Here is a 20435-nt window from a genome sequence, read left to right on the forward strand (position 1 = left end):
GCGCACATTTCGTCCCATATGGCAGCCATGACCGCACCTACTTCTTCGCAGCCAGACCGCGACCAGATCGAGAGCGCCGATGGCGGCCTTGGCAGCGCGATCATCAAAATCCTGAAACTGCTCGCTCGGCCCGAGATGAAGAAATGGCGCCCCATCATGGTGGTTGCCATCATACTTACGCTTGGCGCAGCGGTGCTGGAAGTTATTTCACCCATAATCCTCGGCGACGCGATCAACCGGGTGGCAGGTGAGGATGGCGTGCAAGCTGCGCCGCTTGCAATCGCAATTGGCTGGATCGCGCTCGCGATCAGTCTTCGCTTCCTGGCCGCAGCACTCCCGCAGGCGCGCGACGCGCTCTTCAGCCCTGTCAGCCAAGATGCCCAGCGCATCGCCTGCGTCGACGCTTTCGGCCACGCGCAATCGCTTTCTCTCGGTTTCCACCAGACACGCCGTTCTGGCGCGCTCAACCGCGTGATCGAGCGCGGTGCCAGCGCCATCGATTATCTGATCCGTTTCCTTGCGTTTAACATAGGCCCGACTTTCGTTCGTCTGGCTTTGGCCTCCATTGCGCTTGGCGCAGCCTATGACTACCGGCTGGCCTTGATCGCTGTGGCGACCATCATCCTCTATGTGATTGCGACCGTCATCATCACGGAATGGCGCGTGCGCCAGCGCCGGCGCATGAACAAAGCCGACACAGAGCTTCGCGCTGTCTCCATCGATACACTCACCAATTTCGAGACTGTGAAAGCGTTCGCCGCTGAGAAGCGAGAGACCGGTCGCTATGACACGGCGACGCGCCGCTACAACAAACGCTATGTCGAAGCGGTACGTAGTATGTACCTGCTGAACGGTGTTCAGGCCTTCATCATGAATGCCGGCTTGCTGGCCGTGCTGGCGTTATCGGCTTGGAATTACACCCAGGGAACGATGCAGATCGGTGACCTTACGGCTGTCATGCTCGTTCTGCTTAGTCTGTATGCCCCGCTGAACATCCTTGGCTGGGCCTGGCGCGAAATCAAACAGGGTGCTGTCGATCTTGAAAAACTTCATGGTCTGCTCGCCATGAAGCCCGAGGTACAGGATGAGCCGGACGCCGTTGAACTCCATAAGCCCGAGGGAGCGGTTTCGTTCGACGGTGCAAGCTTCACGCATGATGCCCGCACGGTTGGCGTGGCCGATATCAGCTTTGATGTCGCGGCCGGCCGCAAGGTGGCGTTCGTCGGCACCTCTGGTGCAGGTAAATCGACCCTGCTGAAACTCCTCTTCCGTTTCTACGATGTTCAGTCCGGCAGTGTTTGTATCGACGGGACGGATGTGCGTGACGTGACACAGACCTCGCTTAGACAAACCTTAGGGCTCGTCCCGCAGGACGTGGTTCTTTTCAACGATACGATCGCGGCCAATATTGCGTACGCCAATCCGGACGCCTCAATCGACGCGCTTGAGGATGCAGCCCGACGTGCGCAATTGCTGTCCTTCATCAGAGCCTTGCCCGATGGCTGGGACACCGAAGTTGGTGAAAGAGGGCTGAAGCTTTCGGGCGGTGAAAAGCAACGCGTGGGGATCGCCCGCGTCATCCTCGCTGACCCGGCCGTGCTTGTCCTTGATGAGGCGACCTCCGCGCTCGACAGCGCGACCGAGGCTGCTGTGCAGGATGCGCTGGACGAAGCCTCCCGCGGACGAACGACGCTTATGGTCGCGCACCGCCTCTCGACTGTACAAAATGCCGATGAAATTATCGTTCTCGAGCAGGGACGGATCGCAGAACGCGGAACGCACAGCGAACTTTTGCGCTCTGAAGGCAAGTATGCACAAATGTGGGCGCATCAGGTTGCAAGAGACCGACTCGCAACCGCCGCCGAATAAGAGGAATTACCATGGCAGACCGTGACGCGTCGCTCTCTCACAAGACCTTCCCCTGGTTCAGGAGCGGTTTTGACCTTGAGGGCGTTGTCGGATTTCTGGCTGCCTGGTTGCTCGGCATCCTGCTCGCCATGCTGTGGGAGCCGCTCTTCTGGCTCGGCTTCATTCCGGGGGTGATCATCCTTTTTGCCACGCGTACGGCAGAGCGTGTCACACCGCAGTCTGCGGACCATGTCACATCGCCCTGCGACGGCGTTGTCGTCTCAGTAGAAGAGGTAGAGGCACCGGAGAGTCTTCGCATGGCCGGTCCGGCCGTACGCATCCGTGTCGCGTCCTCACCAGTTTCCACCAACAACGTTCACGCACCCATTGCGGGCGCTCTTGACCGTATCGAATGCACTGAGGGAGAGCCGAAGGCGGTCATCGCCATGAAGGCTGAGTCAGAAGGGCTGGCGCGCCTCTCTGCAGTGTTCAGCAACAACAATATTCGCACCGGTTTCGTCTTTGCATCCGGCGGTCTCGGCCCGCGCCTTGTTACCAAGTCTGACGCAGGTGACCGGGTCGCCAAGGGGAAAACGGTCGCAACGCGCCGCCTCGGCGGCTGGTGTGATGTCTACATTCCGGCGCGTTCGCCGGGTAGCTGCATCGTTCAGCCGGGCCGCACGCTGACGGGCGGCGAAACAATTCTCTGGGATCTTGCACTGACCAAGGCTGCATCTGCACCGCAGCATGATGACGCGGTGCAGGCGATGGCCGGGAGCCACTCCGAAAACACCGCCCCGGTCGCGACGACGGCCGCTACCGCTGCAGTTGCGTCGCCGGAGGTCATGCCTGAGCAGCTGGTTGAGGCAGACGCTCCTGTAGATGAAGCGGACGTGCCGGAAAACGAAGCTTACACAGCCGACTCGCAGCCAACCCCGGAAGTCATTCCGGCGCCGGTAGAGGAAGAAGCGGAAGCCACAGTGCAGGCGAGTGAGGAAGAATGGGTCACCCAGCCAACGCCTGAGACGCTACCGCCAGAAGTCGCAGAAGACGTCTCGGAGACACCGAATTTCGAGCCGGGCGCTGACACATCGTCAGATGCTGAGGGCGAAGATGAGGACCCATCCACAATGTTCGAGCGACTTCGCCAGCAGGCCCGAAGGCTCGCAGGTGAGGATGAGGACGAGGGTAACCGCTAGTCCTTGCGTGGCTCTGCGCTGTTCATCCAGCGCAGGACAGGGCGCACGGGCAGGATCCAGGCGATGCCCGCGATAACGTAGAATGGCAGTTGCGCCCAGAACGGCCAATCTGTGATGCGGCTACCAATCGTGCCGACCAACACGATCCAGATGGCAATGATTGCAAGGATTGCGATGGCGGCGAGCCCTTTGCGCATGACGTGTCCCGATGCTGCTTTGAATTACCTGCGACCGCGTGACGGCTTGCGAAATTGCGGTTTACGCTCAGATAGGTCGCCATGACACACATGGCAAAGTCCCCGCTCGCAGACAAATGGATCCGACGCTGGCTCGTCGTTATCGCTTTGCTCGTTTACGCGATGATCCTGATTGGCGGGATGACCCGTCTGACTGACTCCGGCCTTTCAATTACCGAATGGGACGTCATCGGCGGCACTCTACCACCTCTGAGTGAGCACCACTGGGCCGAGGAGTTTGCGAAGTACAAGCAGACAGCGGAATTCCAGCAGCAGAATTACAATATGACGTTTGGCGAGTTCGAGTACATCTACTGGTGGGAATGGGGCCATCGCCTGTTCGGCCGATTGATCGGATTGATCGCCGTGGGCGGCCTGGTCTTTTTTCTGATGCGTAACTGGATTGGACGAGCGCTCACGGCACGTCTCGTGATCCTCATCGCGCTTGGCGGCCTACAAGGCGCAATTGGCTGGTGGATGGTGTCGAGCGGCATCGGCGACACGGACAGGCTGGACGTCGCCCCCTACAGGCTGATGACGCACTTCATGCTCGCGCTCATTATTATCGGTTATACGGTCTGGCTTTGGCTGGACCTCGGCGGCGAACGCCGGTTCAAAACCTCCCGGCTTCTTTCTGTCCTGTCGATTGCGCTACTGGCCCTGGTCTCTATCCAGATGGCATCAGGCGCCCTCGTAGCAGGTCTGGATGCGGGGCGGACCTATACTGACTGGCCGCTGATGGACGGAGCCTTCCTGCCCGCTTCATATATTCAGGAAGGTCTTGGCATCCGCAGCCTGTTCGAAGGATTGGCGGCGACCCAGTTCAATCACCGGGTGCTCGCCTACGTCCTCTGGGGCGCGGCACTGGGCGGGGCGATGCTTGCCTGGGGCAAGCCTGCCGCCAAACCCTTTGCCCTGCTGGCGACCCTGGTTACGGCGCAGGCCGCGTGGGGGATCTACACGCTCGTCAGCGGCGCGCCGCTGGAGCTTGCGATCATCCATCAGGCGCTCGGCGTGATCGTGTTCATCGCCGCCGTGCGCCTTGTCTGGATCACTCGGTCGCCGCAGGAACTTCAATCGGCGACATCGTGATGCGGCTTGGGTCGATCATCACGACCCGGTGATCGTCACCGCTGACCGTTCCGCCGACTATAATTACGCCGCCGGGATAACCGCCGCCGCGGGCATCGCCCGTTGCCGCGAGGGATGTGAACATGTTCGGCACTTCGACCGTGATTCCTTCACGGATCTCGAAGGCGGCAGGCTCACTTTCGTTTACAGCCAATTTGAGACGACCATTTCCTTCACTCAAAATCAGCGTCTCGCGCCCAAGGCGGCGGAGGCTTGCTGCGCCATCAACCGGGTCGGTGAACGCCGTGGCGGCATCAGCACTTATAATACAGGCCGAAATCGGGCCGTCGGCTGATTGCTCATCTTCGACTTCGAAGACGAGCTCACCGCCTGCCTCACGGATTGCGCCGTTATAAAGGGTGTCCGGCTCGGTTTCAGTCCAGTAGGCGATCCGATGGATAGAATCTGTGTCGTCAGCGGGCGGCGCAGCGCATAGGCCAGCTGCGGGGCCGGCCTGGTCTCCCTGCAGGTCATATTGAATAGGCGCAGCGACACCGCCGCCATAAATCCAGACCTTCAGGCTGCCTTCTGCATCGATACCCGGGAAAATCGTCACGGGCGTACCGGCTAGCATCGCATAGCGCCCTTCCGCGAGCGCGCGCGTACCTTCACCCGTCGGTTCGGTGATGCGCTCACCGTCAAAGTCGAAGATCTGCACGCTTCCATCGTCATAGGCGACGGCGAAGGTCGATCCGGCACCGCCCGCGACGCCAATACTGGCGACCGGCGAATCGAGCTCTCGGGTCGACCAGACAGCCGGCAACATATTTACGTTGGCGGTATCCGTGCTTTCAGGGGGCGCGTCCTGCTCCTGAGGCGCTACTTCGCCCTGCTCGGCTGGCTCTTGCGGTCCAGAACAGGATGCAGCATAGAATAGCAGGAAACCGGCGATCCCTGCGTTGACAGGGAAGGTCTGCGCGCTTAAACGCGGGCGCTTGAACATATTCCAACACTCCGAATGAGAGGCTCCCGAGGAGCAATGAAGACTTATAACGCACCAGCTGACGTGGAGAACAAGTGGATCGTTATCGACGCAACTGATGTTGTGGTCGGTCGCCTTGCTTCATATGTCGCCAAACGCCTGCGCGGCAAGCACCGCGCTGACTACACACCACACATCGATACGGGCGACCATATTGTTGTGATTAATGCGGAAAAGGCTCGTTTCACCGGCAATAAGCTGCGTGACAAGACCTATTACCGTCACACCGGTTACCCGGGCGGCATCAAGCAGACCACCGCAGAGAAGATCCTTGGCGGCCGTTTCCCAGAGCGCGCGATTGAGCTCGCTGTGAAGCGCATGATGCCGGGCGAAAGCTCGCTCGCCCGCCAGCAATTCTCCAAGCTTCGCGTCTATGCCGGGTCCGAGCACCCGCATGAGGCTCAGAAGCCGGAAACCGTCGATTTCGCATCGATGAATGTCAAGAATCAGAGAGACGACTGATCATATGTCCGATACCGCCAATTCTCTTGAAGACCTGAAAACCGTAACGAGCGGCGAAGCCGCAACCGAAACGGTTGTCACTGTAGAGCCGAAGATCGACGAGTTCGGCCGTTCCTACGGCACCGGCCGTCGTAAATCGGCAACGGCCCGCGTATGGATCAAGCCAGGCACCGGCAAGATCACCGTCAACGGCAAGGACCAGGAGCAGTATTTCGCTCGCCCGGTTCTGCGCATGGTGATTGAACAGCCGCTGATCGAAACTGATCGTCGCACCGAGTTCGACGTGATCTGCACCGTCAAGGGCTCTGGCCTTTCCGGTCAGGCTGGCGCAGTGCGTCACGGCATTGCGCGCGCGCTGGTCAACTATGAGCCAGGCCTGCGTTCGGTTCTGAAGCCATTCGGCTTCCTGACCCGCGACCCGCGTACGGTTGAGCGTAAGAAGTATGGCCGTGCGAAAGCACGCCGCAGCTTCCAGTTCTCGAAGCGCTAGGTTCGCATTCAGAATCTTTTCCCGAAAAGGGCGCTTCGACACCGAAGCGCCCTTTTTCTTTGCCCGCTGACATGACAAAGAGGCCTCATGACCGATCAACCGTTGAAAGCCGCTATTCTCGGCGCGTCCGGTTATACCGGCGCTGAGACCGTTCGACTCCTGCGCAATCACCCGAATGTCACGCCCGTCGCCGCGACGGGCAATGCGCTCGCGGGCAAGACACTGTCGGATATCTTCCCGCACCTTCGCGGTAAGTACGAGCTCGACGTCATCAAGGCTGAGGATGTCGACTGGCACGGTGTCGATGTTGCGTTCGGCTGCTTGCCGCACGGCACGAGCCAGGACCTGATTGAGACGCTGCCATCCCATGTAAAGGTCGTCGATCTGTCGTCAGACTACCGGTTTCGCGATGCAGTGGCCTATTCGAAGGCTTATGGGCGCGAGCATATCGCGCCCGAGCGTACGGCCAATGCAATCTACGGCCTTAGCGAACATGCCTCCGATGCCATGAATGGCGCAGATCTAGTCGCCTGTCCGGGTTGCTATCCGACGGCGATTCTCATGGTTCTTCTGCCCCTGATGAACCCTATGATCATCGACCGTGACGCGATCATCATCGACGCCAAATCCGGCGCGACCGGGGCAGGGCGGGGCCTCAAGGAAGGCAATCTCTTTAGCGAGGTCACCGAAGGCTTGCATGCTTATGGGGTCGGTACCCACCGGCACACCCCCGAGATCGAGCAGGAGCTAAATCTTCGTGCAGGCCTCGACGATATCGAGGTGACCTTCACGCCCCATCTGATCCCGATGGCCCGCGGTGAACACGTTACCTGCCATCTGCGTGGAGACGTCGATACGATCCATGCAGCGCTCTCGGCAGCCTACGAAGGTCAGCCTTTTGTCACCGTTTTGCCGCTTGGCGCACCGCCGCCAGATACGCGTCACGTGCGCGGGACAAATGATTGCAGGATCGCCGTCTACCCGGACAGCGCGAAGGGCCGTGTGATTGTGATCGCCGTGATCGACAACCTCGTCAAAGGATCGAGCGGTCAGGCCATCCAGAACCTCAACCTGATGATGGGGTGGGATCAGGCCTTGGGGCTCGACGCGCTTCTGCCGCTTTTCCCCTGAGGCGTAGTTTTCTTGGCTGGCTTCTTCGCGCCCGCTTTTGACTTCGCCGAAGTCGTCGAGCTGCTTTTTGCCTTTGCGGTAGTCGGCTTGGGCTTTGGCGCCGACGCCTTTTTTGCTGCCGGTTTCGCCTTGGGGACCGGGCGGGCAGCAGGTTTGGAAGGCATCGAATACTCTGTCGCCGGCATCTTGCCCTGTGCAATGTCCGAGAGGCGCATCTTAACATAGGTGCCGGGCGCGTCGCCGAGACCTTTGTCCTCAATGGCTTCCGCGGACTTCAGCTCGCCCGCCTTGGGTTCCAGCCATTCCCACCATGTCGGCCACCACGAGCCCTTGGTTTCTTCGGCTCCGGACAGCCAGGCCTCTGGCGTTTTTGCGAGGTCCTCATTCGTCCAGTGCTGATATTTCTCGGCGCTTGGGTGGTTGATCACGCCAGCAATATGCCCAGACCCGGCCAGGATGAAATTGACGTCGCCGCCATACTTCTGGGCACCCCGATAGATGGAGTGCCACGGACAGATATGATCTTCGCGGCTCGCCTGAATGGTGACGGGAATTGAGATGTCGCCCATGGAAACCGGCTCTCCAAAGACTTTGAAACGTCCCTCGGCTAGCTCGTTCTTCCCATAGAGGTTTTTCAAATAAGTACGGTGCGTTTCGCCCGGGATATTCGTCTGGTCCGCATTCCAGAACAGAAGGTCGAACGGGCGAGGTTTCTTGCCCATCATATAATTGTCGACAACGTAACGCCAGACCAGGTCCACGGGGCGCAGCCAGTTGAATGTCTGGCCCATCATCTCCCCTGGCATGATCCCAGAATTCTCGTCGATGACAGTATCGATGCTGTCGAGCGATTCCGGGTCGGTAAAGACCATGAGATCGCCGGCATCGGAGAAATCCGATTGCGATGCGAAGAAAGTGGCTGAGGAAACGCGGTCATCTCCGGTCTTGGCCATATGGGCAAGCGCGCCGGTCAGGAGAGACCCGCCGATGCAGTAACCAATAGCGTTCAGCTTCTCGGCGCCTGTCTGGGCAAGAGCTTCATTCATGGCGGCAAAAGCGCCGTGCTCGATATAGTCGTCCCAGGTAAAATCGCGGGTCACCGCGTCGGCCGACCGCCACGACACAACGAAGACTGTCAATCCCTTGTCAACCAGCCAGCGGATCAGCGAGTTCTCCTCCCGAAGATCCATGATGTAGTACTTGTTGATCCAGGGCGGAAAGATCAGCAGCGGGCGCTCATACACCTGCTCAGTCGAAGGAGCGAATTGCAAGAGCTCAATCAGCTTGTTGCGGAACACGACCTTGCCGGGGGCTGTCGCGACATTCTTGCCGATCTCGAACGGGGTTTCATCAGACTGGCTGATCGAAAGGCGTCCGCCTCCCTTGGCAATATCAGCACGCGCATTGCGCAGGCCATCCACAAGGCTCTGGCCACCGGTTTTCAGCATGGCGCGCAAGGCAGCAGGATTTGTCGCGAAGAAGTTCGTGGGCGACAGCGCATCGATGGTCTGGCGGGTGTAGAATTGCGCCTTGCGCTTTTCGCTCGGCGACAGGTCCGGCGCCGCGTCGAGAAGCGACATCATCCATGATGAATTCAGCTCGTATGCCTTGCGCATGAACTCAAATGCCGGGTTGGAAGACCATTCCGGGTCGGAAAACCGTTTGTCTTGCACGCCGCTGATCTGGCCGAGCGTGAAGTCTTTCCAGAGACTGATCCAGCTAGTCCAGAGCTCAAGGTTGGCGTTTAGCAGGGCCTGCGGATTGCTTGCGAGCGACTGGCCGAGCCGGCCATAGGTTCCGCCAACGCCAAACGGGTCCGGATTAGCCGAAAGCCCGGCCCCCGGCTTTGCTGTTGCCAGTACTTCATTGAGAAGCGCTTGCGATTCAATCGCGGCTTCAGCGAGCGCCTGTCCGATCGCCTGCAACTGTTCAGGTGATTGATCTGCAAGAATTGCATTCAGTGTGCGGTTTTCGGGTTCGCTCATATCGCTCGTGCTTTTCATCACCCTCTATCGCCATTCTACACAAACAGGGGTAGGGAATAAATGTTTCAGGATGAATGAAGAGTGCCGAAGTTTATGACGAAAGTCTGGTTAGTCCCCGTTTTTGCAATGATCGCTGTTGGATGCACGACCACCGAGCCGACTGGCAGCGCTGTCCAGCCTCCAGAATGGTACGAACAGCGCCAGGCGGAGCTGACGGAGCGGGGCTTTCCGAGGATCGCTGATGTACCAACCGTCCCTCAGCGGGCCGCAGACGCGGAAGATCGAATCGATCCGGACTCCAAGCGCGCCAAGGATCTCGCTGTCCGTCGGCGCACCGCATTGTGGCAGGCCATAATAAAGGATCCGCGCTCTGCTCCGACTTATCTCACGCCGCAGGAAATTGCGGCTTGGGGTGACGAACAGTTGAGCAGGCTGGAGGGGCGGCCCGGTCCAGCCGACTTCCTGACGGACCAGGAAGTCGCTTCCCTGCGGGCAAGGTTTGACAGACGCCGCGCCCGGCGCTGACACTTCCCTTTCATTGCTGAAGCCTATTTGCCCTGCGGAGTTCGGTCATGGCCGGAGAATTTTATAAGATCAGGCGTCTGCCCCCCTATGTGTTCGAACAGGTGAACCGTCGGAAGGCGGCACTTCGGGCAAACGGCGCAGATATTATTGATCTTGGCATGGGCAATCCGGATCTGCCGACCCCCAAGCACATTGTCGACAAGCTTTGCGAGACAGCGCAGAAGCCGGACGTAAACGGTTATTCGGCCTCTCGCGGGATCAATGGCCTGCGCCGCTCGCTCGTCAATTATTACAAGCGCCGCTTCGACGTTATGCTGGACAAGGATCGCGAAGTCATTGTCACGCTAGGGTCCAAGGAAGGCTTCGCCAACCTCGCGCAGGCGATTTCGGCGCCGGGCGATGTTATCCTTGCGCCGGACCCTTCATACCCGCTGCATTCTTTCGGCTTTATCATCGCTGGAGCTTCGATCCGCGGCGTGCCTGCGCAGACGCCTGAGCAATACCTCTCCAATCTCGATCATGCGATCCGCTACAGCGTGCCGCCGCCTACCGCGATGGTGCTTTGTTATCCGTCCAACCCGACCGGGGCTGTAGCCGATCTCGATTTTTACCGCGAAGCGGTGAAGATCGCCCGCCAGCACGATCTCTGGATCCTGTCTGACCTCGCCTACAACGAAATCTATTTCGAAGATCCACCGCCATCCATTCTTCAGGTCGAAGGTGCGCGGGACATTGCCGTTGAAACAACGACACTGTCGAAAACCTATTCCATGGCGGGCTGGCGCATTGGCTTTGCCGCTGGGAATGAGCGCTTGATCGGTGCGCTGGGCCGGGTAAAGTCCTATCTTGATTACGGTGCCTACACGCCAATCCAGGTCGCGGCTTGCGCAGCGCTCGACGGCCCTCAGGATTGCGTGACCGAGGCCCGCGAAATCTACCGCGCGCGGCGCGATACCCTCGTTGACAGTTTCCGCCGCGCTGGGTGGGATGTGCCGAAACCTTCTGCCTCCATGTTCTGCTGGGCCCCGGTGCCTGAGCAGTGCAAGTCCATGAGCAGCCTCGAATTCTCGCTCGCGCTCATAAATGAGGCAGGTGTTGCTGTGGCGCCCGGTTCCGGGTTCGGTGAGCGCGGCGAAGGCTATGTTCGCATTGCGCTGGTTGAAAACGAGCAGCGCATCCGGCAGGCCGCACGTAACATCAAGAAATTCCTTCAGACCCGCAGCCAGACCGCTGCGACGGGTGAGGGACCGGTATTAGAAGGAAAGGAGCTGTCGTGAAGACATTGAAGCTCGGTATCGCAGGGCTCGGCCATGTTGGCTGTGGTCTCGTTGACCTCGTGCAGCGTCAGGAGAATCTGCGCCTTCCGGGTCAGGTCGAGATTACGGGTGTCACGGCGCGTAATCGCAGCCGGAACCGACCTGTCGAGACAAACTCCTATCGCTGGTTCGATGATGCAGCGAAACTGGCCGCTGACGAGTCGGTCGATGTCTTCGTGGAACTGATTGGCGGCTCGGACGGGCCCGCCAAGGTTGCCGTCGAAACCGCGATCAAGTCGGGCAAGTCCGTTGTGACGGCTAACAAGGCACTGATCGCCATGCATGGTCAGGCACTCGCCGAGTTGGCGCGCGAACATGGCGTGGACCTTTTGTTCGAAGCGGCTGTGGCTGGCGGTGTACCGATTGTGCGCGTGCTTCGCGACTCGCTTGCTGGCGTCGAGATCAATCGCGTCACTGGCATCCTGAACGGTACCTGTAACTTCCTGCTGAGCGAAATGCTCGATACCGGCAAGTCTTATGAAACGGTTCTGGCGGAGGCGCAGCGCCTCGGCTTTGCCGAGGCTGACCCGACGCTGGACGTGTCCGGCATGGATGCCGCTCACAAGGCGGCTATTCTCGCGGCGATCGCATTCTCGGCTGACTTGGACTTCTCGAAGGTTTCGGTATCCGGCGTCGATGGTGTCGAACTGCTGGACCTCGACCTCGCTGACCGGCTTGGTCTTCGAATCAAGCTTATTGCAGAAGGCAAAATTGCGGGCGAGGGCGTTGTCTGCCGGGTCGAGCCGTTTGCCTTGCCAAAGAGCCACCCGCTTGCCCGGATCAATGGCAGCTTGAACACCGTGCGCGTAGAGGGCGAACCACTTGGTGCCGTTACGCTGACCGGCCCTGGCGCAGGCCCCGGACCGACGGCAAGTGCGGTCATGGGTGATGTGGCTAAGCTGTTCAATCCGATTGCGCGACCCGCCTTCGGTCATGCCGAACATCATGCGAGACGGAAGTTCGTTGTCGCGGAAGCCAATGAAACGTCTGCCTATTTCGTGCGCGTAAAACTGATGGACAAGGCAGGTTCGCTGGCAGAGCTTACTGAGGCGCTTGCCGAAGCGGGCGTGTCGATCGACAAATTGCTGCAGGATTCGTCAGATGATGACGGTGCCGCGCCGATTGCGATCATGACGCATCTTTGTTCGCGTACGGCGATATCCAATGCGCGCGAGCGCTTGCAGTCACTGGCCTCGAATGTAGGAACGCCGCAAATAATGGCGATCGAGGCGTCATCAGAGTAGGGGGAGCAGCCGGTCAGGCTGCGAGGAGTGATATGACGAAGAGCATTCTCGTCCCGCATCTTGCTGATGCGATGGTGCGCGTGACAGAAGCCGCGGCGATTGCGGCACAAAAACTGGCTGGCCTTGGCGACGAAAAAGCCGCCGACCAGGCCGCTGTTGATGCGATGCGCACAGCCTTCAACTCGGTTGAGTTCAAGGGCCGTATCGTCATTGGTGAAGGGGAGCGTGATGAGGCGCCGATGCTCTATATCGGCGAAGAGGTCGGTACGGGAAACGGCCCAGAGATTGATATCGCGCTAGATCCGCTTGAAGGCACGACACTCACCGCCAAGGCTATGGCGAACGCGCTCGCTGTCGTGGCGATTGCGCCGCGCGGCGGCCTGCTCCATGCGCCGGATACCTATATGGACAAGATCGCCGTTGGGCCTGGCTATGAAAAAGGTGTGATCGATCTCGACGCGACGCCAGCCGATAACATTAAATCCATCGCGAAAGCGTCCGGACGTTCAATCGAATCGATAACCGTCTGCGTTCTTGATCGTCCTCGGCACGCAGAGATCATCGAGAGCATTCGCAGCGTCGGTGCACGTATCAGTTTGATTTCTGACGGAGACATCGCTGGCGTCATCAATACGACCAATCCAGACACGGGCATTGACCTGTACATTGGGCAAGGCGGTGCACCAGAAGGCGTGCTGGCGGCCGCCGCGCTGAAATGCGTCGGGGGACAGATGCAGGGACGTCTTTTCTTCCGCAATGACGCCGAGCGTGCACGTGCAAAGCGTGTTGGCGTAACTGACCTTGATCGCAAGTATGATCTTGATGAACTGGCGAGTGGGGAAACCGTCTTCTGCGCAACGGGTGTCACCAAGGGCGGCCTCGTCGACGGTGTCGTCGTGCACGCCGATGTCACGACAACCGATACGCTCGTGATGAGTTCGGCCGACGGCATGGTGCGCAAGATCCAGTCCCGCTACCGAACCGTCTAGGCGATGCCGGACAGCGGCTTCCTCTTCAATGTTGGTCAGTCCCTCGGCGACCGTTACTGGTCGCTCGCAGAGGTGGATGACAACAAGGTGCGCCAGCTGAGTCTCTCGCTCGGCACGCCGGACTTCATTTCAAGACTGCTCTTCCTGCGTGGTGTGGAAACAAGTGCAGCGCAGGGTTTTCTGGCGCCAAAGCTTCGCGACACTTTTCCAGATCCGTCGACATTCAAGGATATGGAGAAGGCGGCGAGCCTGATTCTCGACGCAATAGCCGATGGCCGGAACGTCACGGTTTTCGCTGACTATGACGTCGACGGTGGCACTTCTTCAGCCTTGCTCGCCCGCTATTTCCGCGCATGGGGCCGCGAACTCGGGCTCTACGTTCCAGATCGTCTGACAGAAGGCTATGGCCCATCGCCTGCGGCCTTCCGCTATCTGAAAGAGCAGGGGGCCGATCTCGTCATAACGGTGGACTGCGGCGCCGCAGCGACTGAGGCGCTCGAAGAAGCGAATCGCATTGGTCTTCCCGTCATTGTCATTGACCACCACCTGATGGGGCATGAGTGGCCGGAGGTGGCGGCGCTGGTCAATCCGAATCGCCCGGACGATACATCCGGCCATGGCCACCTCGCAGCGGCGGGCGTTGTTTACGTCATGCTCGCAGCCCTGAACGCCGAAGCGCGCAGGCGGAATATCGCCCCTGCTGGCGGACTGCCCAACATGCTCGACTGGCTGGACCTGTGCGCCCTCGGCACGCTCTGCGACATGTCTCCCTTGCGCGATGCCAACCGGGCCTTCGTGCATCAGGGGCTGAAGATCATGGCACGCGACGGTAATCCGGGGCTTCGTGCCCTGGCGGATGTCGCCGGGATCGGCCGAATCGAAAGCGTCTATCATGCGACGTTCGTCCTCGGTCCGCGTCTGAATGCTGGCGGCCGCGTGGGCGATCCGTGGCTTGCAGCGAAACTGCTTGCGACGGATGACCGGCAGGAAGCCATCGAGCTTGCAGAGCGTCTTCATGGCCTGAACGATGAGCGTAAGGCGGTAGAGGCTCACATTCTTGAAATCGCGACCGCACAGGCTGAACGCCAGATCGAGCAGGACCCGGATCGCCATGCCCTCGTTGTCTCCGGCGAAGACTGGCATCCCGGTGTCATCGGAATCGTGGCCGGGCGAATCAAGGATCGCTTCCACCGGCCGACCATCGTGATTGGCTGGGGCATTGACCTAGGGCCAGTCGCGAAAGGATCGGCGCGGTCTGTGCTCGGGGTGAACATTGGCGATGCGATTGCACAGGCGGCGCGCGAGGGGCATATCCTTTCAGGTGGTGGGCACGCGATGGCGGGAGGACTCAGCCTCGAGCCAGATCAGATCGAACACTTCTCCGAGTGGCTCAACACACATCTCAGCGCCTTTTCCGATGAGCGTCATGCTGCACGTGAACTGAAAGTCGACGCACTGCTCGATGCAGGCGCGATATCACCAGACACGTTTGATCTGATCGCGCAGCTCGGCCCATTCGGTCAGGGCGCACCTGAGCCATACTTCGCGCTGACGGACATGGAGATTACGCACGCGCGGCCGATCGGCGTGAACCACCTTCGCCTGACGGCCGAAAGCACGAGCGGCCGTGTCGAGGTGCTGAGCTGGCGCAGCGCAGGTACGCCACTTGGCGACGCCTTGCAGGCCCGGGGGCGTTTTCACCTGGTAGGCCGGCTGAAATGTGACGAGTGGAATGGCCGCCGCCGCGCGCAACTGGAACTCGTGGACGCCGCGCCGTCGCACAGCTAAATCCGTGAAATTGCTTGTATGGCCGGGGCTCCAGCGATGTAGAAATGCCCGGTGAAAAGCTACCAACTGCAAAAAACTGATTTGTCCGCATAGAGCCGCTTGCAAGCTGTGCGACTGGCAGCTATATCGCGCGTTCCAAACAGAGCGCTCCCTTCGTCTATCGGTTAGGACGCCAGGTTTTCAACCTGGAAAGAGGGGTTCGATTCCCCTAGGGAGTGCCAATTTTTGGACAATTTCGCGTAAAACACGATTTGTTTTCTTCTTCGGGGATGACAATCTGATTCGGCTTTTCTACTATTCCTGTCGGGAATGGTGGGTTGATGAGCGCGTTGAAACCAGAAATCCAGAATTTAGAGCCCTCAACCTCAGTGAGGGTGATCGGCGCTATCAAATGGTTTGACCCCGCCAAGGGCTATGGTTTCGTCATTCCGGATTCTGTGACCTCATCCGAGCTCGCAGGTGATGTGATGATCCACATTTCGGCATTGCGCGCTTACGGCGAGTCTGACGCGGATGAAGGCGCACGGATAGTGTGTGATGCGGTGGCAGGAGAGCGCGGTTGGCAGGTCGATAACATCATTGAAATGGACCGCCCGCGCGAAGTGATCGCCAAGGAAAAGGGCAACGCGCCTGATCCCGAAGACGTCATCGTCAAATGGTTCAGCACAGAACGGGGCTTTGGCTTTGTGAACCGGGTTGAGGAAGAAGGCGATGTCTTCATCCACATTTCCGTCCTGCGTCGCAGCGGCATTTCATCCGCCGAACCTGGCGAACAGTTCACTGTCACGATCGCTGACGGCACGCGCGGCGCCTATGTCAGCGCCGTCCTTACAGAATAGATACATCGCAGGCCTCCAAGACGTGTTGTGCGGGCGAAAGGTGCGGGCTAAACCCGCTGTCATGAAAATACTTCTTGCCGTCGCGGCCCTGAGCTTCAGCACGCTTGTGCTGCCATCCTCCACCGCTTTTGCGCAGATCGAGGCGCCGTCCGTTCCGCTTGAGGAATCGACTGTGACCATCGAGTCCGCAAATGGCAGTCACCAGTTCGACATCGAGATCGCTGATGAAAGTGACGAAATCTCCTACGGCCTGATGAACCGCGAATCACTCCCACCGGAGGCGGGGATGCTATTTGATTTCGGCAATCCGCGTGAGCCAGCGATGTATATGAAGAATACGCTGATCCCGCTCGACATGCTGTTCATCTCCCCAACCGGGACTGTCGTGATGATCGCCCGGAATGCTGTCCCAGGTTCGCTGCGAACGATTTCACCCGGCACACCTGTGAAGGGCGTACTTGAGATCAATGGCGGCAGGGCAGCCGAGCTTGGCATTGAGCCGGGTGACACCGTGCGCCATGCAATCTTCGGTAATGATGCCGCAGAATAACGAAGTCCACCGCGACCCGCCTGCGGGCTTCGAAGTATCTTCCTCTCGCGGGCCATTCACGATGCGCAATGGCCCGGTCTGCCGGGCGACCGCAAAAGGCGACATGCGCAGCGGTATCTGGGTGCTGGACCGCCACTGCAACAGTATGGGCTTCATGCATGGCGGCATGGTGAGTTCTTTCGCCGATGGCGCGCTTGCCTGGGCCGTCTGGTACGAAACCCGTAAAATGTCAGTCACGCTGAAGCTCACGACCAGCTTCTATGGCACCATTCGTCCGGGCGACTGGCTCGAGGCGAATCCCCGCGTCATAGCTAGCGATAACGGCGTTGTGCATGTGACGGCTGACATGCTCGTGGGCACGGTTTTGGCTGCTAGAGCTGATGCTGTTTTCCGCGTGCTGCGTCGAACCGCTAAATAGGGCTTGCAGCCTCCGGCGCGTCTGAATAGAAGGGCAATCCGATGTCGGAGCGTGGCGCAGCCTGGTAGCGCACCTGATTTGGGATCAGGGGGTCGGAGGTTCGAATCCTCTCGCTCCGACCATCGATACTGTGGAGGCGAACATGGACGCGCGTATCTACAAACCCAGAAAGACTGCCATGCAGTCTGGCCGGGGAAAGACGCGTGAATGGGTTCTCGAGTTTCGTGCTGATCACGATGCTCGCTTCGCCGACCCGCTGATGGGCTGGACCAGCATCAACGACACAACAGGCCAGGTGCGTATGCACTTCGAAACGCGCGAGCAGGCGATCGAGTTTGCCAAGCGCGAGAAACTGGCCTTCACCGTCGATGAGCCGCGTGAGCCAAGGCGTCTGGTGAAATCCTATTCCCAGAACTTCGCTGCCGATCGCAAACAACCCTGGACGCACTAGTCCGGCGCGCTTTCCGGCCCCTTAGCTCAACTGGATAGAGCACCGGACTTCTAATCCGACGGTTACAGGTTCAAGTCCTGTAGGGGTCGCCATTGCTGGCGGTTCTATTATGCTGCCCGGCTGGGAGGCAGCGATGAAATTACCAAAAACTGGAACGAGCTGGACCGAGCTGAAGTCCGAAATGACTGCGCGCGGCGCGGGTGACGCTAAATGGCGCGATGGCAAGACGGCCGTCTATGTCTTCAATGCGGGCCCCGAGGTCGAGCAGGTGCAGAAGGAAGCGTATGCGGCTTTCATGTCCGAAAACGGGCTTGGGCCACTTGCCTTTCCGTCGCTCGCGCAGATGGAGAAGGATGTTGTCTCCATGGCTCTGGACCTCCTGCATGGGCCGGAAGGCGCGACCGGCGCAATGACGTCTGGCGGGACCGATTCGATTACGATGGCGCTCAAGACAGCGCGCGACTTCGCCCGTTCGAAAGGCCAGTCAGGCCCTGCAAATATCGTCCTCCCGCAGTCGGCGCACCTTGCCTTCGACAAGGCAGCGCATCTCATGGATGTGGAGATCCGGCGCGTACCGCTGCAGACCGATGGCAGCTTCAAGGCTGATCCGCCCGCCATGGCGGCTGCGCTGGATGAGAATACGATCATGATGGTCGGCTCAGCTCCGAATTTTCCACATGGCGTTATAGATCCGATCGAGGCTCTGTCGGATGTTGCAGTTGAGAAGGGCGTCTGGCTTCACGTCGATGCCTGCGTTGGCGGGTTTCTCGCGCCGTTTGCGCGAATGAATGGCGTCCCGGTCCCGGCTTTCGATTTCGAGCTGGAAGGCGTTCAGTCGATGAGCGCGGATCTTCATAAATACGGATACGCTGCCAAAGGCGCATCTACGGTGCTTTTCCGCTCTGCTGACATCTATCAGCATATGCCGTTCGACTTTGCGGGCTGGTCCGGGGCCCCGATGAAAACGCCGACCCTGGCCGGGACGCGGCCGGGCGGGGCGATCTCTGCGGCCTGGGCCGTTATGAACCATCTGGGTGTCGAGGGATATTGCCGCCTCCAGGGCAAGGTTTGCAGCGCGCGGGAGAAAGTAGAGCAGGGGTTGCGCGAACGCGGGTTTGAGATTCTCGGCAACCCGCTGCTGGGCCTCATCGCGTTTCGCCATCCGGACCTTCATTCCTTTGCGCTCTATGGTGAGCTGTACAAGCGTGGCTGGTTCACCTCGGTCACCAAGGAGCCGCGCAGTCTCCATCTGATGCTGTCGCCAAAACATGCCGATATGATCGATGACTATCTGCGCGATCTCGACGCGGCTTGCGAGACTGTCCGGGCAGGTGAATCGGCCCCCGCGGAGACGGTTCAGCCTCGCTATAATTGAGGCTGGCTGCAGCTTGCTGCAAAAAGATCAAACAGGGGATTGGACAATGGCGAGTCCCGGCGTTATGACGCCGTTTCCCCAGTGACCCGCCCGGGTAGCTCAGGGGTAGAGCAGCGGATTGAAAATCCGCGTGTCGGTGGTTCAAATCCGCCCCCGGGCACCATTTTTTCCAGTTTCCATATCCAAGCTACGCGCCTCTTGTGAGGCGTGCTTTTTTGGTTTTTGGTCCCCGCTTCGCTTTGCTTCGCGATGGATCGGGTTCAGGGCTGCTCTTCACTCAATCCGCTCACCCCGGCGCAGGCCGGGGTCTCAGGAGGTTGTAGGGCTTCCTTCGGTGATTTTCTGCTTCATCCTTCGACAGGCTCAGGATGAGGCAGCGCTTGCGGCCGCAGGCCCGGGTGGGGCTGCGGTACTGGGTGGCTTTGAGGCCGAAGACATCTGCGTCCTTCGAAAAGCTCAGGATGAGGGGCAGGTGTCCATAGTGAACCCGGTGAAACAGAGTTTCCGTTCTGAGACTGCACTCTGGATACCTGCCTTCGCAGGTATCTTCGGGAGGTGGGTGATGGGTTTTGAGGGGGCGGTAGGCGGCCGCCTGGTTCGGCTTCGCTCACCTTGCGGAGTTGGTGCTAGGTGTTGTGGTTAGGGTGGGACAAGGTTGAGTGGTGCGGGCGCGAAGAACTTCCACGGTTCGGGGGTACCGCGCGTTAGCTGCTGGGTGGGTTTCTGAGGTTCAGCATCATTGCGGCCCCGCCAAACAGCAGAGATGTCCAAAGACAGCTGCTTCCACGGCGCGCGCGGCGCGAAGACGGTCCAGTCATTCGGGTCTGGTTTGTCCGCGAAGGCCTGCAGCGTGATATAGATGCGGCCCTTCTTGCAGACCGAGTAGCCAATCAGGCCAGAGCGATGCTCTGCGCGGCGGGCCGTGAGGTAGCGGTCCAGCCAGTACAGCTCCCATAGGAAGATGGGCCAGTACCAGAGCTCTAGCTCTGCCAAGACATCAAGGATCCAGTCGCGGGCGATCATGGGGCTAATGTACCCCGTGGCGCTCAGGTGTCGGAAACTCTGGTGCAGGCACGGTGTTTCTGACGGTGTACTGGCGGTGTTTTTTCCGCGATCTACAAACAGTGTGGGTAACACGCCCACAGTCTCAGTCATATGTTAGATAGGCCAGCACGGAACATTCAGGCGACTCTTCGTCGAGTGATCGAATAAAGTCGTAGATAACTAGAAGAGATTCCAGGTCGGCTCCCGGCTTCGCTCTCACTACAAAGGTAAAGAGCTTGCCCGGATTGTCCGTGCATAGGTCGTGAAGCACTTCATAGAGATAATTTATGTTTTGCGCGAGATTGGGATCGCCCAGGGCGCGCGCCAGATCAGGCATCCAGCTGTTTTGCCGACCCTGTTCCGGATTAATCTCAACTTCGGCTGAAAAAAAGCTTCTCGCTTCGACGCAGCCAGATCTGCTTCCGACGCTTT

Annotated in this window: 21 protein-coding genes and 4 tRNA genes; 20 read left to right on the top strand and 5 right to left on the bottom strand. The window is 59.4% G+C overall.

Annotated features, from left to right (window positions below; translation table 11 throughout):
* The first annotated feature begins 27 nt into the window (after window positions 1–27).
* Both O4G74_RS13245 and O4G74_RS13250 read left to right on the top strand, forming a co-directional pair.
* The gene (locus O4G74_RS13245) at window positions 28–1869 is read left to right on the top strand and encodes an ABCB family ABC transporter ATP-binding protein/permease (RefSeq protein WP_269403086.1); all 1842 of its coding nucleotides are present in this window, start codon (window positions 28–30) and stop codon (window positions 1867–1869) included.
* Window positions 1870–1880: 11 nt separating this feature from the next.
* Window positions 1881–3047: a phosphatidylserine decarboxylase gene (locus O4G74_RS13250; RefSeq protein WP_269403087.1), complete on the top strand. Its 1167-nt coding sequence runs from the start codon at window positions 1881–1883 to the stop codon at window positions 3045–3047.
* On the opposite strand, the gene O4G74_RS13255 is transcribed toward O4G74_RS13250, so the two are convergent.
* The gene (locus O4G74_RS13255) at window positions 3044–3244 is read right to left on the bottom strand and encodes a DUF2842 domain-containing protein (protein WP_269403088.1); all 201 of its coding nucleotides are present in this window, start codon (window positions 3242–3244) and stop codon (window positions 3044–3046) included. The two genes, O4G74_RS13250 and O4G74_RS13255, sit on opposite strands and share 4 nt — an antisense overlap.
* 81 nt (window positions 3245–3325) lie before the next feature.
* On the opposite strand from O4G74_RS13255, the gene O4G74_RS13260 reads away from it, so the two are divergent.
* The gene (locus tag O4G74_RS13260; protein ID WP_269403089.1) at window positions 3326–4375 is read left to right on the top strand and encodes a COX15/CtaA family protein; all 1050 of its coding nucleotides are present in this window, start codon (window positions 3326–3328) and stop codon (window positions 4373–4375) included.
* Here O4G74_RS13260 and O4G74_RS13265 read toward each other — a convergent pair.
* Window positions 4335–5357: a hypothetical protein gene (locus O4G74_RS13265; protein ID WP_269403090.1), complete on the bottom strand. Its 1023-nt coding sequence runs from the start codon at window positions 5355–5357 to the stop codon at window positions 4335–4337. The genes O4G74_RS13260 and O4G74_RS13265 overlap by 41 nt on opposite strands.
* Window positions 5358–5393: 36 nt before the next feature.
* Here O4G74_RS13265 and rplM point away from each other — a divergent pair, with 36 nt between their 5' ends.
* The 3 genes from rplM to argC all read left to right on the top strand — a co-directional run bounded on the left by rplM (window position 5394) and on the right by argC (window position 7479).
* Complete coding sequence (gene rplM, locus O4G74_RS13270) at window positions 5394–5858, top strand: 50S ribosomal protein L13 (protein ID WP_119380009.1); 465 nt, start codon at window positions 5394–5396, stop codon at window positions 5856–5858.
* Between the two features lie 4 nt (window positions 5859–5862).
* Window positions 5863–6348: a 30S ribosomal protein S9 gene (gene rpsI, locus O4G74_RS13275; RefSeq protein ID WP_269403091.1), complete on the top strand. Its 486-nt coding sequence runs from the start codon at window positions 5863–5865 to the stop codon at window positions 6346–6348.
* Between the two features lie 87 nt (window positions 6349–6435).
* On the top strand, window positions 6436–7479 hold the full coding sequence (gene argC, locus O4G74_RS13280) for an N-acetyl-gamma-glutamyl-phosphate reductase (protein WP_269403092.1): 1044 nt from the start codon (window positions 6436–6438) through the stop codon (window positions 7477–7479).
* On the opposite strand, the gene O4G74_RS13285 is transcribed toward argC, so the two are convergent.
* Complete coding sequence (locus O4G74_RS13285; protein ID WP_269403093.1) at window positions 7437–9464, bottom strand: PHA/PHB synthase family protein; 2028 nt, start codon at window positions 9462–9464, stop codon at window positions 7437–7439. The genes argC and O4G74_RS13285 overlap by 43 nt on opposite strands.
* Window positions 9465–9590: 126 nt before the next feature.
* Between O4G74_RS13285 and O4G74_RS13290 the strand changes: the two genes are divergently transcribed.
* The 14 genes from O4G74_RS13290 to O4G74_RS13355 all read left to right on the top strand — a co-directional run bounded on the left by O4G74_RS13290 (window position 9591) and on the right by O4G74_RS13355 (window position 19122).
* Window positions 9591–9989, top strand: a complete 399-nt coding sequence (locus tag O4G74_RS13290) for a hypothetical protein (RefSeq protein WP_269403094.1) — start codon at window positions 9591–9593, stop codon at window positions 9987–9989.
* Window positions 9990–10036: 47 nt separating this feature from the next.
* A complete protein-coding gene (locus O4G74_RS13295; protein ID WP_269403095.1) occupies window positions 10037–11266 on the top strand; it encodes an LL-diaminopimelate aminotransferase in 1230 nt (409 codons plus the stop codon).
* The gene (locus O4G74_RS13300; RefSeq protein WP_269403096.1) at window positions 11263–12549 is read left to right on the top strand and encodes a homoserine dehydrogenase; all 1287 of its coding nucleotides are present in this window, start codon (window positions 11263–11265) and stop codon (window positions 12547–12549) included. Before O4G74_RS13295 ends, O4G74_RS13300 begins: the two co-directional genes overlap by 4 nt.
* 32 nt (window positions 12550–12581) lie before the next feature.
* Window positions 12582–13538 carry a class II fructose-bisphosphatase gene (gene glpX, locus O4G74_RS13305; RefSeq protein WP_269403097.1) on the top strand — a complete coding sequence of 319 codons (957 nt, stop codon included), beginning with the start codon at window positions 12582–12584 and terminating at the stop codon, window positions 13536–13538.
* Window positions 13539–13541: 3 nt separating this feature from the next.
* The gene (recJ, locus tag O4G74_RS13310; protein WP_269403098.1) at window positions 13542–15326 is read left to right on the top strand and encodes a single-stranded-DNA-specific exonuclease RecJ; all 1785 of its coding nucleotides are present in this window, start codon (window positions 13542–13544) and stop codon (window positions 15324–15326) included.
* Between the two features lie 146 nt (window positions 15327–15472).
* Window positions 15473–15547 (top strand) — tRNA-Glu (locus O4G74_RS13315).
* Window positions 15548–15646: 99 nt separating this feature from the next.
* Entirely contained in the window at window positions 15647–16165 is a 519-nt protein-coding gene (locus O4G74_RS13320; RefSeq protein WP_269403099.1) for a cold-shock protein, read from the top strand.
* Window positions 16166–16226: 61 nt separating this feature from the next.
* Window positions 16227–16715 carry a DUF192 domain-containing protein gene (locus O4G74_RS13325; RefSeq protein WP_269403100.1) on the top strand — a complete coding sequence of 163 codons (489 nt, stop codon included), beginning with the start codon at window positions 16227–16229 and terminating at the stop codon, window positions 16713–16715.
* On the top strand, window positions 16684–17133 hold the full coding sequence (locus O4G74_RS13330; RefSeq protein WP_269403101.1) for a PaaI family thioesterase: 450 nt from the start codon (window positions 16684–16686) through the stop codon (window positions 17131–17133). The genes O4G74_RS13325 and O4G74_RS13330 overlap by 32 nt, the downstream gene beginning before the upstream one ends.
* Window positions 17134–17178: 45 nt before the next feature.
* Window positions 17179–17255: transfer RNA gene (locus O4G74_RS13335), tRNA-Pro, on the top strand.
* A 20-nt stretch (window positions 17256–17275) separates the two neighbouring features.
* Window positions 17276–17584: an ETC complex I subunit gene (locus O4G74_RS13340; protein WP_269403102.1), complete on the top strand. Its 309-nt coding sequence runs from the start codon at window positions 17276–17278 to the stop codon at window positions 17582–17584.
* Between the two features lie 15 nt (window positions 17585–17599).
* A tRNA-Arg gene (locus tag O4G74_RS13345) sits at window positions 17600–17676 on the top strand.
* Window positions 17677–17717: 41 nt separating this feature from the next.
* Window positions 17718–18959, top strand: a complete 1242-nt coding sequence (locus O4G74_RS13350) for a pyridoxal phosphate-dependent decarboxylase family protein (protein WP_269403103.1) — start codon at window positions 17718–17720, stop codon at window positions 18957–18959.
* 88 nt (window positions 18960–19047) lie between these two features.
* A tRNA-Phe gene (locus tag O4G74_RS13355) sits at window positions 19048–19122 on the top strand.
* 476 nt (window positions 19123–19598) lie between these two features.
* Here the strand turns inward: O4G74_RS13355 and O4G74_RS13360 are convergent.
* Both O4G74_RS13360 and O4G74_RS13365 read right to left on the bottom strand, forming a co-directional pair.
* Window positions 19599–19982 (bottom strand): hypothetical protein, encoded by a 384-nt coding sequence (locus O4G74_RS13360; RefSeq protein WP_269403104.1) that lies wholly within the window; start codon window positions 19980–19982, stop codon window positions 19599–19601.
* A gap of 124 nt (window positions 19983–20106) precedes the next feature.
* Window positions 20107–20340 carry a hypothetical protein gene (locus tag O4G74_RS13365; protein WP_269403105.1) on the bottom strand — a complete coding sequence of 78 codons (234 nt, stop codon included), beginning with the start codon at window positions 20338–20340 and terminating at the stop codon, window positions 20107–20109.
* Window positions 20341–20435 lie beyond the last annotated feature (95 nt).

The sequence above is a fragment of the Henriciella marina genome (assembly GCF_027213945.1).
GTDB lineage: Bacteria > Pseudomonadota > Alphaproteobacteria > Caulobacterales > Hyphomonadaceae > Henriciella > Henriciella marina_A.

Coding starts and splice junctions, on each gene's coding strand:
- recJ (WP_269403098.1), top strand. CDS start 13,542: ATGCCGGACAGCGGCTTCCTCTTCAATGTTGGTCAGTCCCTCGGCGAC.
- O4G74_RS13340 (WP_269403102.1), top strand. CDS start 17,276: ATGGACGCGCGTATCTACAAACCCAGAAAGACTGCCATGCAGTCTGGC.
- O4G74_RS13320 (WP_269403099.1), top strand. CDS start 15,647: ATGAGCGCGTTGAAACCAGAAATCCAGAATTTAGAGCCCTCAACCTCA.
- O4G74_RS13325 (WP_269403100.1), top strand. CDS start 16,227: ATGAAAATACTTCTTGCCGTCGCGGCCCTGAGCTTCAGCACGCTTGTG.
- rplM (WP_119380009.1), top strand. CDS start 5,394: ATGAAGACTTATAACGCACCAGCTGACGTGGAGAACAAGTGGATCGTT.
- argC (WP_269403092.1), top strand. CDS start 6,436: ATGACCGATCAACCGTTGAAAGCCGCTATTCTCGGCGCGTCCGGTTAT.
- O4G74_RS13245 (WP_269403086.1), top strand. CDS start 28: ATGACCGCACCTACTTCTTCGCAGCCAGACCGCGACCAGATCGAGAGC.
- O4G74_RS13290 (WP_269403094.1), top strand. CDS start 9,591: ATGATCGCTGTTGGATGCACGACCACCGAGCCGACTGGCAGCGCTGTC.
- O4G74_RS13265 (WP_269403090.1), bottom strand. CDS start 5,357: ATGTTCAAGCGCCCGCGTTTAAGCGCGCAGACCTTCCCTGTCAACGCA.
- glpX (WP_269403097.1), top strand. CDS start 12,582: ATGACGAAGAGCATTCTCGTCCCGCATCTTGCTGATGCGATGGTGCGC.
- O4G74_RS13285 (WP_269403093.1), bottom strand. CDS start 9,464: ATGAGCGAACCCGAAAACCGCACACTGAATGCAATTCTTGCAGATCAA.
- rpsI (WP_269403091.1), top strand. CDS start 5,863: ATGTCCGATACCGCCAATTCTCTTGAAGACCTGAAAACCGTAACGAGC.
- O4G74_RS13260 (WP_269403089.1), top strand. CDS start 3,326: ATGACACACATGGCAAAGTCCCCGCTCGCAGACAAATGGATCCGACGC.
- O4G74_RS13255 (WP_269403088.1), bottom strand. CDS start 3,244: ATGCGCAAAGGGCTCGCCGCCATCGCAATCCTTGCAATCATTGCCATC.
- O4G74_RS13295 (WP_269403095.1), top strand. CDS start 10,037: ATGGCCGGAGAATTTTATAAGATCAGGCGTCTGCCCCCCTATGTGTTC.
- O4G74_RS13365 (WP_269403105.1), bottom strand. CDS start 20,340: ATGCCTGATCTGGCGCGCGCCCTGGGCGATCCCAATCTCGCGCAAAAC.
- O4G74_RS13250 (WP_269403087.1), top strand. CDS start 1,881: ATGGCAGACCGTGACGCGTCGCTCTCTCACAAGACCTTCCCCTGGTTC.
- O4G74_RS13360 (WP_269403104.1), bottom strand. CDS start 19,982: ATGATCGCCCGCGACTGGATCCTTGATGTCTTGGCAGAGCTAGAGCTC.
- O4G74_RS13350 (WP_269403103.1), top strand. CDS start 17,718: ATGAAATTACCAAAAACTGGAACGAGCTGGACCGAGCTGAAGTCCGAA.
- O4G74_RS13330 (WP_269403101.1), top strand. CDS start 16,684: ATGCAATCTTCGGTAATGATGCCGCAGAATAACGAAGTCCACCGCGAC.